We start from the raw sequence: 12,532 nt of genomic DNA, 5'->3' as shown, positions 1-12,532 counted from the left end.
CGTCGTAGTCAACGGTGTTGACAACACAGTTGGCAGTGAACTTTCCGACTCGGCCCTAAGATTGGCTGTCGGGCTTTTCCATCTGTTCGGGAGCACCATTTGCGAACTCGCGCCGCGCTGACGCCGGAGCTGATCATCGATGCGGCCAGCCGCCTGGCCGCCACGGCCGGTGCCGACGCGCTCACCGTCCGCCGCCTCGGCAAGGAGCTCGGCTGCGATCCGACGGCGATCTATCGCCACTTCCGCGACAAGGACGAGATCGTCCTCGAGGTCGCGGACCGGCTCGTCGCGGCGACGGTGGAGGCCCTGCCGAGCGATCTCGCATGGCGGCCGCGCCTCGAGTGGCTGGCCCGGCAGACGGTGCGCACGTTCGTCGACTATCCGGCGATCGCCCCGATCGTGGCCCTGCGCACGACCCGCCGCCCGGGCGAGTTCCGCACGGTCGAGGCGGTGCTGGGCGCCCTGCGCGAGGCGGGCCTGACGGACGAGCAGGCGGCCTTCCAGCACCTCGTCTACTCGGAGACCATCTTCTCGTACGCCGCGATGTCCAGCGCCTACGCCGCGCTGGACGAGTCGAGCCGCCAGGGCGACGAGGCCGCCTGGTCGCACGAGTACCGCGCCCTGCCCCCGGCGAGGTACCCGAACATCGCGGCCGCGGCCGAGTACCTGGCCGAGATCGACGACGACATGGTCCTGGACGGCATCGTGCAGGCCCTCCTCGACCGCGTCGAGTCCCTAGCCTCCGCCCGTGGTGATGTTGTGTAGGAATCCCGCCCGTCCTCGCGCGACCCGGTGGCGCGTGGCAGGCTCACCCGGTGAGCGATGCGTTGGCGGCGCCCGGCCCCTGGTGGCGTTCGGCTCTCGTCGGTCTCGGCGCGGCCACGCCGATCGTGTGGGCGGTCTGGGGCCTCACCCCGATGGTGTCTGACTTTCTCGGCGGCATCCTCGTGTTCCTCGGCTACGGCCCGCTGATCGCGATCGGCGCCGCCCTGCTGGGCAGCGGCGTCGTCCTGGCCTCGTCCGAGCGGCGGGCGCGCTCGTGGTTGATCGCCGCGCCGTTCGTCATGTGGGTCGTGCTGCTGGTCGGCACCGGGACGAGCGGCCCGTTCAGCTCGACGACCGAGCAGCGGCTGGGCTGGTCGATGGTCGTCGCGCTCATGTACGGCGCCACCGGCGCCGCCTTCGCCCCGGGCGCGTCACGCCGGGTGCGCCTGCCGGCGGCCATCGTCGCCGTGATCGCCGCGCCCCTGATGATCGTCTACGACGACGCCTCCCAGCACCGGTGGCACCGGGCCGACTTCGCCTCGGCCCCGCACGTGTTACCGGTCATCCCGGGCTACACCGTGACGGCCGTGCGCGCCGAGCGCTCGACCCTCGAGGTCGACATGCAGGGGGCGACCCGGCTGTACGTCGCGATATGGCGATGCGGCACCTGCGCGATCACCCCGGGCACCGCGGCGCACGGCTGGATGATCGTGGACGGCCGCTACGAGCTCGAGATCTTCGCGAGCGGGAGCCAGATCCAGCCGTGGCAGCCCCCGACCGGCATCGGCGTGCGCCCGGCCACCGTCGACGAGCTGGCGTCCCTGCCCCTGGCCCCCTCCCGCGACTCCGACTAGGACGTCCACGGCGGACGGGATTCGCGATCGCAGCGGCGGAAAAGGGCCGCGGCCGCCCAGGGGGGTCATGGGCGGCCGCGGTGTCTGGAATGCCGGTCGTCTCCGCTCAGTTCTGGCCGATCTGATGGCCGTAGGTGCTCGTCACGCCGCCGCTCACGCCGAGCCCGAGCGACGTCGAGCCGCCGAACACCGGCTTGCCGGTCTTGCTGTCGAAGCCGACCGTGACGCAGCCGCTCCACGCGGCGCCGACGCAGTACGCCAGGCCCTGGTCCCGCATCGACTCCATCGGCTGCGGGTTCCAGCCGATCCCGACCGAGGAGCCGTAGGAGGGCACCATCGTCGCGCTGCCGCCGGCGAACACCCCGCCCTCGCTGGTGATCGTCAGCGAGACGCAGGCCACGATGCAGACGTTCACGGACATGTACAGCTCGCCGTGGTGGCGGTGCGACTCCTTGCGGTACGTCCACGCGTCCCCGGGCGTCGTCTCGGTCTCGCCGGCGTAGAGCGCGATCTCGGCCGCGACGGCGTGCTCGGGCAGGACGTTGACGTGGGCCGGCGGCCGCTTGTACCGCGTGCACCACCACTCGTCGCTGCCCCTGGGACCGCAGTGGTTCTCGTAGGCGTCGGCGCCCCGGGCGACCTGGGCGTCGTGCGAGCTCTTGCCGGACTTGAGCCGCTCGGCCGCGTCGAAGCCCTCGTCGCACGCCGCCGGTGAGCTGAAGCCCGCGTTGAACGAGCGGCACACCGCCCGCGGGTTCCCGCCGTGCCGCACGCCCCCCGCGTCGTTGCAGGTCAGGAAGCTGCAGAAGATCGGGCCCTGCGGCAGGTGGATGCCGTGCACGACGAACGGGCCGTAGACGCGCGGCTTGCGCGGCGGGATGTAGTGCTGGTAGGGCGGGGTCGGCTTGCGCCGCGGCGGGATGTAGTGCTGGTATACCGGCTGCTTGCCCCGCCGGTAGTACTGGATGGCGTGCACGACCGCCTTCACCACGCGGGCGACGATCCGGCCGATGGCCCCGAACAGGCCGCCGTCGCCGCGGGCCTTCTTGCCGTCCGGGTCGCTCATGGTCACCGGGGAGGCGTTGGCGTAGTTGTACCCCCGCATGGCCTGCGGATCGTCGCCGTCCAGGACCGGGTCGAGGCTCACGAACCGGCCGGTCACCTGGTCGTACTCGCGCGCGCCGAGATGCAGCAGGCCCGAGCCGTCCCTGGTGCCGTTCACGAGCCCCTTGTCGGTGACCCACGCCGCCGGGCCGCCGCGCTCCGAGCCGAACGGGGTGAGCCACCGCCGCACGACCGCCTGGGTGCTCGCGCCGACCTCGATGGTGCCCGTGCCCTGCTGGTCGTCGACCTGCCAGGTCAGCCCGCCGGCCGTGGTCCGCACGCCGACGACCTTGCCGGCGTGGGTCAGGTAGCGCGTCGCCGTGGCCTGGCCGCCGGCGAAGCGCAGCTCCTGCCCGGGCAGGCTCAGCGTCGTGCCGGACGGCTCGTGCTTGATGAGCCGGTTGCCGGCCGCGTCGTAGACGTAGGTGGCCGTGCCGCCCGCGTCGGTGCTGCTCGCCAGGGTGCCGTCGGCGTTCCAGGTGAGGGTCTGCGCCGCACCGCCGGTGCCGTTGGCCGGCCGGGTGAGCGTCTCGCCGCTCTTGTCGTAGGTGTAGGTCGCGGTGCCCACGCCCGCGGTGGTCATCGAGCGCAGCGTGTGCGGCTGGCTGCTCCTGGCCGCCGGGTAGCCGTACGTCCGCGCCACGCTCGTGCTCGCGGTGCGCTCGGTGGAGGCGGACCGGTTGCCGACGGCGTCGTAGGCGTAGGAGTTCCAGTACGGGGCGGGCCCGCCGAGCGCGGACTGGCTCCTCGCCGCGGCGCAGTCGCCGCTCGCCGGGGTCCACGCCTCGGTGAGCCGCCGGGCGTAGTCGTAGCCGAAGCACTGGTTGTCGCCGGCGACCAGCTCCCGCTCCCCCAGCACGTTGCCGGAGGCGTCGTAGCTGAGCCGGACGTCGGCGACCTCGGACGGGCCGGTCTCCTTCGTGGTGTGGATCCGGCTGAGCCGGCGGGTGCCGAGCTCGTAGTCGTAGGCGGTGTCCAGCCACGGCCCGGTGCCGTTGCGCCGGGCGATCATCGACAGCTCGCCGTAGCGGGTGTACTGGGTGCCGTTGACCACGAAGACGTCGTCGCCGGTGCTGGACACGTTCGTCTTGAGCGTGTCGAGCTGCCCGAGGGTGTTGTACCCGACCGTGAGCTTCTCCCTGGGCAGGCCCCCGACGGCCGGCATCGTGGTCGCGAGGTCCGCGCCGCCTGCGGTGTAGGCGAAGGTGTACGAGTACAGCCCGGAGATCCCCGTCTCGCCGGACGGGATGCTGATCGTCTCGCCGGTCGGCTGGTAGAGGTCGTTCATGCCGTCGATGCGGGTGGTGTAGGCCGCGCCGCCGGAGTAGCTGGTCGAGCTCAGCTGCTGCCCCTTGACGGTCAGGGTGCCGACGGTCAGCGGGATCGAGTCGTAGGCCCACTCGGCCAGCAGCGGCCCGGTCGCGCTGCCGGCCCGCTTGCTCGTGCGGCGGCCCAGGGCGTCGTAGCCGTACGCCATCACCTTGCCGTCGGCGTTCTTGCTGGTGAGCATGTCGCCGGTGTCGTTGTAGGTGCTGGAGCTCTCGCCGCTGTCCGGGTCCGTCTTGCTGGTGACGTGGCCGGCGAAGTCGAAGGTGTACGTCCACGCGTTGCCGGCGTTGTCGTCCTGCTCGACGAGGTGGTTCTTGCGGTCGTACCGGTACGTCAGGTCGGTCGTGTCGGGCCCCGCCGAGCACCGTGTGATACTGCCGCAGCCGTACGGTGCGCCCCTGGGCGTCGACGTAGGTCGACGTCGGCATGGTGCCCGCGGGCGGGACGACGTCGGTGCGGTCGCCGCCGTAGGTGGTGCTGGTGTGCCACTGCTCGACGTTCTTGACGAGGAACGTGGAGGTCTTGACCCGCCCGGCGCCGTCGTAGGCGGTGAGCGTCTGGCCCGGCACCTGCGCGTCGTCGAGGTGCTTGACCAGCGTCGGGGCGGTGAGGCTCAGCCCGCCGTCCACGATGTAGGCGCCGTTCTGCTTGTACTGCCGCCCGGCGCTGTCGTAGAAGGTGTCGGTGACGATGCGCCCGCCCTGCGTGGTGCCCTCCATCGACTGGGTCTGCCGCGCCCGGCCCTGCCCGTCGAGGAAGGCCGCGCTGCTGCGGTAGCCGGTCCCGTTGCTGTCGAGCTGGTTGGAGATGGTGACGCTGCCGGACTTGCGCACGAAGTAGGCGAACGTGATGCTCGCCGTCTGGCTCGCGCCGCGGTTCGGCAGCCACACGGCGGTGCTGCGGCCGAGCGCGTCGAAGGTCTGCCGGGTCGTCTTGCCGTTCTGGTCCACCACGACCGTCTGCTCGCCCCAGGCCGGGTCGAACGTCGTCGTGGTCGTCCAGCCCTGCTGGGTGACCTCCGACGTCGCGGTCACCGGGCCGCCGGACGCCGGCGTGTACGTGGTCGTCGTGGTGTTGCCGCGCACGTCGGTCGCGGTGAGCACGCGGCCGTAGGCGTCGAAGGTCGCCTTGGACTCGGTCTTGTACGTCGACGGGAAGCCGATGAGCTCGTCGGTCTGGGTCACCAGGCCCTTGCTGGGCGCGGCCCCGCGGGCCCAGCCGTCGTAGAGCGTGTAGGTGTCGGAGACGACGTCGGCCTCGGTGAGCCCGGTGCCCTGGGCCTTCGCGCAGTCGACGGCGTAGTGCCGCTCGCGGCTGACCCCGTCCATGATCCAGGCGGTGCCGTTGCGGGCGTAGTCGGTGATCGTGCAGCTCTGGTCGTCGGTCACGGCGTCGTCGCCCAGGTCCTCGTGCCGGATCGCCATCCCGTAGCTGTCGAAGACAGTGTTCTGGGTGGTGGTGCGCCAGCCGCGCCCGCCGTCGAGCAGGGTCCGGCCGCGCTGCTGGGTCACGGCCACGAAGCGGGCCTCGGCCGTGACGCCGTCGATGGTGCGGGTGGCGGTCGGCGGGTCGGAGCGCCACGGCACACTGACCGTCGCCGCGATCTCGCCGCCGGTCAGGTCCTGGTAGGTGCGCTGCTCGCGGACCATCCCGGCGTAGAAGTCGCTGTCGGGCACCGCCGGGGCGCCCCCGGTCGCGGGCAGCGACACCGAGCGGGTGGCGGTGCCGGTGCCGAACTTGTCGCCGTCCATGCCGCGGAAGTACGTGGTCTCGCTGCGCACGGCCTCGGCGCCGGTGCCCGTGATCGTGCGCACGAGGTCGTAGCCGCGCCACACCGACCAGGTCTTGGTCTTGTCGTTGACCAGCCCGTCGTCGTCGGTGTAGCGCCAGGCGGGCGGGTTCGGGTACTCGTAGCTGGTGACGGCCGGAACCGAGCGCTCGTCGGACGGCAGCGCGTTGTCCTGCTGCGTCACCCTGCTCACCACGTACTTGTGGAAGAAGTCCAGCGTGAGCGCGCTCGCGCCGTCGGGGGTCCAGGAGACCGGGAAGCACCGCAGGGTGTTGTTCCACAGGGCGTTCTTGTCGGGCACGCGGGAGCCGGCGACGCAGTCGGCGTCGGCGTACGTGACGTTGATCGTCCCGCCGCCCTCGGTCTCCACGGTGCTGATCCGCCACCAGTTCATCGCCGGCGCGAAGTCGGTCGCGTCGACCCGGTTCGGCTTCTGCACGCCGACGAAGTGCACGTCGGGGACGGTGACCGCGGTCCGGGTGCCGTCGGTGGTCCCGGCCAGGCCGGTGTGGCTGATCCCGTCGAGCCACAGCCCGGCGCGGGTGGTGTCGCCCGGGTCCGGGAACGTGTGCTTGAACGTCCATTGGTCGACGGGCTTGCCGCCCGCCTTGGTCGTGAGGGTGCCCAGGCGCTTGGTGCTCCAGAACGTCGGGCTGCCGACGTAGCAGGGGCTCGCCGTGCACTGCATCTTCCACGGCGTGTCCGGCCAGTTGGTCGCGTCGTGGGTGCCGCAGCTCGTGGTCACGCACCGGTCGGCCTCGCCGAGGTCGACCTGCGCCGGGGCGGTGCCGTAGGCGGTGTCGGAGCGGGTGCCGTAGTCGATGCGGTCCAGCCAGCCGCCGCGCACGTAGCCGGCCAGGGTGGTGCTGGAGCCGGCCTTCGCGTAGGAGTTCTTCTCGGTCTGGTACCAGTACGACATCGTGTTGCCGCTGGGGTCCACGACGTAGTCGAGGTTCCAGCGCCAGGCCCGGTCGCAGGCGGAGGCCGCGAAGGTGGCGGCGTGGCACGGCTCGTCGGCGTTGTTGCCGAAGACGGGGACGGTCCACACGGAGTTGGTGGTCGCCTTGCCCGACGCCCACCCGGGCAGCTGGTTGCGGCCGAACCAGTACTGGGTGCCGTCGGTCTCGGTGACGACCCACCACTGGCCGTCCTGGTCGCCGTTGACCGCCTTCTCGGTGCCGGATTGAGCTCGATCCGCGCGCCGTCCTCGGACCGGCCGTGCCACCTGCCGTCGCCGCCCTTGAGCAGCTCGGTGGACTGGCCGTTGAGGTGCAGCACGGCGTTGTCGGTCTTCCAGCACAGGTCGCCGGTCTTGGTGGTGTTGTTGGCGCCGTTGCCCATGTCGCTGTCGCAGGGCACGTACTTGCGCTCGATCGCGCCGGTGGACATCTCGAAGCCCTCGCCCAGCCACGAGGGCTGGTTGTTCGAGGCGGCCATCGAGCCGTCGATGGAGCCGGAGGAGTACGACAGGCCCAGCTCCGGGGCGGGGCCGTTCAGCGCCGGGGGCATCCGCAGCGGGTACTGCCACGTGAAGTCCCCGGCGCTGTTGCCTGCCTCCCAGGTGGAGCTGGCCTTGAGCGGGGTCGCGGTGTAGTCGCCCGCGGGGCCCTTGGGCTCCTCGACCACGGCCAGGGTCGCGGCGGCGGAGACGTCGGCGCCGACGGTGCGATGGGCCACGTCGTTGGCCGCGGGCAGGGGCTTCGCGGTGCAGGCGGACGTCAGCGGCGTACACCCGGACAGTTCGACGATGCCGAGCGAGGACGCGGCGCCGCCGCCGAAGCCGCCCTCGAAGTCGCGGTAGTCCACGTCGACGTGGACGGTCGACCCGGCCTCGCCGCCGAGCCGCACGACGACACCGTCGACGCCTGCGGCCCCGGTCGCGGCCCGGTCGAGCACCGTGACCGGCAGGTCGCCGGCCGCGAGCGCGCCGACCGCGCGGACGTACACGGGCAGCGTCCCGGCCCGGGCGCGGTCACGGCCGAGGCGCACGGTCGCGGCCCCCTCCGGCCACCGCGGCGCCCTGGCCGCGTAGGGCGTGCCGGTGCTCGTCGCCGGGGGCGCGTCGTAGCGCATAGGCTCGCCGGGCAGGGCGGCTTCGCGCTGGGCCCGCGGGTGCCCGGCGTCCGGGCGGCCGAACCCGTGGTCGGCGGCGGCCAGCGGGAGCAGCGCCAGCACGAGCGCGCCGATCCCGATCCCCTTGGCTGTGGACTTCATCCCGAGCCCCTTCCTCATCCGGCGAACAGGACGGCGACCTGGGCGGCCGGCATGGCCCCCTGGTAGGCGCGGACGTCGTCGATGGCGCCGGTGAAGAAGTCGCCGGTGCCGAAGCGCTGCCGCCCGATGTCGAACACGCCGTTGGAGGCCCACATGCGCCCGGCGATGGAGCCGTTGAGCGCCCCGTTGACGTAGATCTTGAAGGTGCCGGCGGCCGCGTCGTACACGCCGGCCAGGTGCGTCCACACGCCGACGGCGGCGTTGGCGGTGGAGCGGGCCGAGTAGTACGACGGGGTGCCGACGTCGACGGTCGGGACGAAGAACTGCCACTTCAGGGTCGCGGTGTCGTAGCGCAGGAAGATCGCGCCGCGGGCCGTGCCGCCCTGGCCGAGCACCTCCTCGTAGGCCGCGGTGCTGTCCAGGCGGACCCAGGCGGCGACGGTGTAGGACTGGTCGCTGCGCAGCACCGGCCCGGCGGTCGTCGCCGCGACCGTCGCGCCGTCGCCCTGCAGCGCCGAGTACGCCGAGCTGTCGCGGTCCTCGACGTAGAACGCGGAGGCGGTCGGGGTGGCGGTGCGCTGCCACGGCGAGGAGTCGGTGCCGTCGCCGTCCAGCGTCCAGCGGCCGACGAGGTCGGCGGCGAGCGGCGCGATCTCCCCCGGGCTCAGCACGCGGTTCCACAGCCGCAGGTCGGCCAGGCCGCCCTTCCACTTCTTCTCGAACGTCGGGCTGTCGTTCCAGAAGTCGCCCGCGAGCTGCAGCGTCGTCGAGGCGAACGCGGCCGGCTGGGCGGTGGAGCCCTCGAGGACGCCGTTGACGTAGAGGTACACCTGCTTGGCGCCCGCGTCGTAGACCGCGGTCAGGTTCGTCCACGCCCCGGCCTGGATGCTCGAGGTGCTGAACGTGTTGACGTGCGTGGGCGCGACGGTGTCGGACTGTGGCATCGCGAAGCGCCACTTGTTGGTGGAGGCGCGGCCGAGCAGGAACGCGCTGGAGTGCGTCGCCGGGGCGCTGACCACGCTGCGGTAGTCGGCGGTGTCGCCGTCGCTGCGCGCCCAGACCGAGACGGTGAAGCTGGTGGAGGTGTCGACCGCGGGCGCGTTGACGGTGGCGACGTCGTCGGTGCCGTCGAACGTCACGGTCGTCGGGGCCGCCTTGCCCGGGCCGGGCTGGAACCGGCCGGCCACGCCGGTCGTCGGGCCGCCGGCGGGCACGGCCGCCGGGGCGCTGCCGGCGCTGTTGGCGGAGACCGCGTCGTCGAGCTTGTAGGACGCGTTCTCGGGGGTGGCCGAGCCGAGGTTGAACGCGTACTCGTTGACCGGGCTGATGTGCCCGGCCGCGTCGAGGCTGACCACGTAGAGGCGGCTGAGCCCGCCCGAGGTCGGGTCGGCGGGCGCCGGGGGCGGCGGCGTGACGGCCAGCGTGGCGCTCGCGCCCGCGGCGACGCTCACCTGGGTGGTGGGCGGGTCGGCCCAGCCGTAGCGGTAGGCGGTCACGTCGCTCACGCCGGACGCGGTGAACGTGAACGGGGCGGTGCGGCCGACGGCGCCGTACACCTGGTTGAGGTCGCTGCCGTAGACCGGCGAGGAGACGCCGGGCGCCACCCCGGGGCCGATGAGGTCGACGGTGAACTCGCACCAGCCGGTCGGGGTGGAGGCGTCGGTGCCGGAGCTGGTGCCGTAGGTCCACGGGTCGACGGTCTTCACCCGCCACTGGTAGATGCCGCCCTGCACGAGGCCGCTCTTGATCTGCACCGAGCCGGTGCCGCCGTTGTGCAGGCTGTTCATCTGCCCGGAGCCGAGCGCCGACCAGGTGCCGGCGGTGCTGTTGTACTGCTGCCACTCGAACACGGCCTGCAGGTCGGTCTCGGTGTCCGGGTCGGTGACCACCGCGCGCAGGGTCGGCGTCGCGGTGGACAGCACCGGCCGGGCCGAGCCGGTGGTGCAGCCCCGCCCGTCGGTGCTGGCGCTGGTCGGCGTCGCCGGGGGCGAGTTGTAGTCGGCCGTGATCTTCGTGTCGGCGAGCTTGAACTTCTTCCACCGCTCGCCGGTCGTCTCCCCGGCGCCGCCCGAGCGCGCGGTCAGCGTGAACGCGACCTCGCTCGCGCTGCCGCCCGCGGCGGTGCTGATCGCCGAGGTCATGCTGCCGCCGATCTCGAACGGCTTGTCCGGCTGCGGGTCGTCCGAGCAGCCGGCCCCGGTGCTGGGCTTGTGCGCGTGCCCGGAGAACTCGCCCATGAGGCCGCCGAGCGCCGGCCCGCCCCACGTGAGCTTCCCGGACCCGGCGCTGGCCACCTGGTACAGGCTGAAGGGCGTGCTGCCGCTGGTCACGTCCCGCCGCGGCCTCGACGCCCCCGCCGTGGAGCTGGAGCCGTTCCCGGCCGAGGAGGCCGAGCGGCTGCTGGCCCGGGCGGTGCCCGGTGTTCCGGTCGGCGCCGACCCGGCCGCCCACCGGCGCATCGCCCGCCGCTGCGGCCACCTGCCGCTCGCCCTGGCCCTCGCGGCGGGGCAGATCGCGGGGCGGGCCGGCTGGACGGTGACCGATCACGCCGACCGGCTCGACGAGGGCGAGGCGCGCCTCGAGCTCGACGAGGGCATCGAGACGGCGCTGCTTCCGTCGTACCGCGCGCTGCCGCCCCAGTCCCAGGCGCTGCTGCGCCGCCTGGCGCTGCACCCCGGCCCCGACTTCGGCCCCGACGCCGCCGCGGCGCTGCTCGGCACCGACCCTGCCAGCGCCGCGCGGCACCTGGAGCGGCTGGCCGGCGAGCACCTCGTCCAGCGGCGCCCGCACGAGCGGTTCGCGCTGCACGCGCTGGTGCGGGCGTACGCCGCGCGCCGCGGGCACGACGAGGACCGCCCGGCCGACCGGGAGCTTGCCCGGCAGCGGCTCTACGAGCTCACGGGGCCGTGCCCCCGGGAAGGCGGATGACGGCCCAGACGGTCTTGCCGCGCCCGTCGAACGCCGAACCCCACGCGGTGGCGTTGCGGTCCACGACGTGCAGGCCGTCGCCGGGCGGGTCGGCCAGGACCGGATCGGTGCGCCGGGCCGGCAGCAGCCGGGCCGGCGCGTCCGGGCGCCCGTCGCGCACGGCCAGGTGCAGGTAGCTGCCGCGCAGGCTGACGGTGACGGCCACGTCGGTGCCCGCGTGGGTCGCGGCGTTGTGCACGAGCTCGAAGACGACCCGGCTCGCGGGCGCGGCGAGCGCCGGGAGGGCCCAGGCCCGGCAGGCGTCGTGCACGAGCAGCCGGGCGCGGCTCGAGGCGTGCCCGTCCGGCTCCAGCACCAGCCCGAACCGGTCCGGCGGCGGCGGGCCGGCCAGCGCCGCGGCCTCGGCGGCCGCGCGGTCGGCGAAGAGGTGCAGGGCGTGGCGCCAGAACCGGGTGCCGAGCTGCGCCCGCAGGGGCCCGCCGGCCGGGGTGACGAAGAGCAGGAAGACGCCGTAGTACTCGCGCGCGCTCGCGGCCGCCGCCTGCAGCAGCGACGCCGCCGTGCCCGTCTGGTCCTCGAAGCCGGTGAGGTCGACGATGACCGCGCGCGGGCAGGCGACCAGCGCCTTGCCGATCCACATGCGAAGATCCTGCTTGCGGGCGCTGGAGAGCGGGCCGGTGACGGTGATCCAGATGAGCTCGCGGTCCAGGTCGTGCACGGTCTCGGCGGTGATCATCCGGGCACGGTGCCACAGGACGTGCGTGCCGCGCACGATCTCGGAGCGCGTTCACCCGTCCGGGGGTCTGCGTTCCCGCGATGATCATGTTAACGGTCACGAACACATCGACGTCAATGACATGTCGTGGCTGGGTGGCTGTCAGGTCACGCGGTGTTCATCTTCTGTCAGCCGAGAACAGGGACATTCCACTCGGCAACGCGCGGAAGGAACCTCGTTTGAGCACCGTCGAGCGTCCCTGTCTCGGCCACGAACTGCAGCGGCAGCGGGCCGCCCTGCACCGGTACGTCACGTCGCTCGTCGCGGCGGACCCGCACCACGTCGAGGACATCGTCCAGGAGACGCTGCTGCGGGCCTGGCAGGACGCGGACCGGCTGGACCACGACGACCGCCCGATCCGGATGTGGCTGTTCCGCACCGCGCGCAACCTCGTCATCGACGCGTGGCGCAAGCGCCGGGCCGTGCCCGTGGGGCTGGCCACCGAGCTCGACGCCGACCGGCCCGACGTCGTCAACGTCGCCGACACCGTCTGCGACCGGGTGGTCCTGCTCGACGGGCTGCGCCGGCTGCCGCCCGCCCAGCGCGAGATCCTCGTCCACGTCCACCTGCTCGGCCGGGCCGGCGAGGACGTGGCCGCCGGGCTGGGCATCCCGCCGGGCACCGTGAAGAGCCGCACCCACAACGCCGTCCGCGCCCTGCGCGCCGTCCTGGATCAGGCTGCGTGAACGGTCCGGAGCGAAGCGGAGGGGCCGTGAACCAGAGGCACAGCTTGACGATCGCGCTGGCGCCGGAGCTTGCGGAGGCGTCAGCGTG

Annotated in this window: 11 protein-coding genes; 7 read left to right on the top strand and 4 right to left on the bottom strand. The window is 73.0% G+C overall.

Features of this window, described 5'->3' with window-relative positions; all coding sequences use genetic code 11:
• The first annotated feature begins 99 nt into the window (after positions 1-99).
• Complete coding sequence (locus ABT369_RS32820; RefSeq protein ID WP_350617801.1) at positions 100-765, top strand: TetR/AcrR family transcriptional regulator; 666 nt, start codon at positions 100-102, stop codon at positions 763-765.
• Positions 766-815: 50 nt separating this feature from the next.
• Positions 816-1,619, top strand: a complete 804-nt coding sequence (locus tag ABT369_RS32815) for a hypothetical protein (protein ID WP_350617800.1) — start codon at positions 816-818, stop codon at positions 1,617-1,619.
• A 106-nt stretch (positions 1,620-1,725) separates the two neighbouring features.
• Here the strand turns inward: ABT369_RS32815 and ABT369_RS32810 are convergent, their stop codons facing one another.
• Complete coding sequence (locus ABT369_RS32810; RefSeq protein ID WP_502891848.1) at positions 1,726-4,233, bottom strand: RHS repeat domain-containing protein; 2,508 nt, start codon at positions 4,231-4,233, stop codon at positions 1,726-1,728.
• Between the two features lie 665 nt (positions 4,234-4,898).
• On the opposite strand from ABT369_RS32810, the gene ABT369_RS32805 reads away from it, so the two are divergent.
• The 3 genes from ABT369_RS32805 (at position 4,899) to ABT369_RS32795 (ending at position 6,506) form a co-directional block, all read left to right on the top strand.
• Positions 4,899-5,165 (top strand): hypothetical protein, encoded by a 267-nt coding sequence (locus ABT369_RS32805; RefSeq protein WP_350617799.1) that lies wholly within the window; start codon positions 4,899-4,901, stop codon positions 5,163-5,165.
• A gap of 339 nt (positions 5,166-5,504) precedes the next feature.
• A complete protein-coding gene (locus tag ABT369_RS32800; RefSeq protein WP_350617798.1) occupies positions 5,505-5,681 on the top strand; it encodes a hypothetical protein in 177 nt (58 codons plus the stop codon).
• A 288-nt stretch (positions 5,682-5,969) separates the two neighbouring features.
• Positions 5,970-6,506, top strand: coding sequence for a hypothetical protein (locus ABT369_RS32795; RefSeq protein WP_350617797.1), 537 nt, complete (start codon positions 5,970-5,972; stop codon positions 6,504-6,506).
• Between the two features lie 76 nt (positions 6,507-6,582).
• Here ABT369_RS32795 and ABT369_RS32790 read toward each other — a convergent pair whose 3' ends face one another.
• Together ABT369_RS32790 and ABT369_RS32785 are read right to left on the bottom strand one after the other, a co-directional pair.
• Positions 6,583-8,055, bottom strand: coding sequence for a hypothetical protein (locus ABT369_RS32790; protein ID WP_350617796.1), 1,473 nt, complete (start codon positions 8,053-8,055; stop codon positions 6,583-6,585).
• Positions 8,056-8,069: 14 nt separating this feature from the next.
• On the bottom strand, positions 8,070-10,349 hold the full coding sequence (locus tag ABT369_RS32785) for a LamG domain-containing protein (RefSeq protein WP_350617795.1): 2,280 nt from the start codon (positions 10,347-10,349) through the stop codon (positions 8,070-8,072).
• Between ABT369_RS32785 and ABT369_RS32780 the strand changes: the two genes are divergently transcribed.
• On the top strand, positions 10,291-10,983 hold the full coding sequence (locus ABT369_RS32780) for a hypothetical protein (protein WP_350617794.1): 693 nt from the start codon (positions 10,291-10,293) through the stop codon (positions 10,981-10,983). The genes ABT369_RS32785 and ABT369_RS32780 overlap by 59 nt on opposite strands.
• Here the strand turns inward: ABT369_RS32780 and ABT369_RS32775 are convergent.
• Entirely contained in the window at positions 10,952-11,719 is a 768-nt protein-coding gene (locus tag ABT369_RS32775) for an ATP-binding protein (protein WP_350617793.1), read from the bottom strand. The genes ABT369_RS32780 and ABT369_RS32775 overlap by 32 nt on opposite strands.
• A gap of 218 nt (positions 11,720-11,937) precedes the next feature.
• Here ABT369_RS32775 and ABT369_RS32770 point away from each other — a divergent pair, with 218 nt between their 5' ends.
• Entirely contained in the window at positions 11,938-12,444 is a 507-nt protein-coding gene (locus tag ABT369_RS32770; RefSeq protein ID WP_350617792.1) for a sigma-70 family RNA polymerase sigma factor, read from the top strand.
• Positions 12,445-12,532: the final 88 nt, after the last annotated feature.

It is taken from the genome of Dactylosporangium sp. NPDC000244 (genome assembly GCF_040300725.1).
GTDB lineage: Bacteria > Actinomycetota > Actinomycetes > Mycobacteriales > Micromonosporaceae > Dactylosporangium.
The sequence above is the reverse complement of the archived record's forward strand: the minus strand, read 5'-3'. Positions and strand labels throughout refer to the sequence as shown.

Bases quoted from the DNA above. Each gene is read 5' to 3' on its own strand.
- ABT369_RS32810 (WP_502891848.1), bottom strand. From the start codon at position 4,233: ATGCTCACCAGCAAGAACGCCGACGGCAAGGTGATGGCGTACGGCTAC.
- ABT369_RS32790 (WP_350617796.1), bottom strand. From the start codon at position 8,055: ATGAAGTCCACAGCCAAGGGGATCGGGATCGGCGCGCTCGTGCTGGCG.
- ABT369_RS32780 (WP_350617794.1), top strand. From the start codon at position 10,291: ATGAGGCCGCCGAGCGCCGGCCCGCCCCACGTGAGCTTCCCGGACCCG.
- ABT369_RS32775 (WP_350617793.1), bottom strand. From the start codon at position 11,719: ATGATCACCGCCGAGACCGTGCACGACCTGGACCGCGAGCTCATCTGG.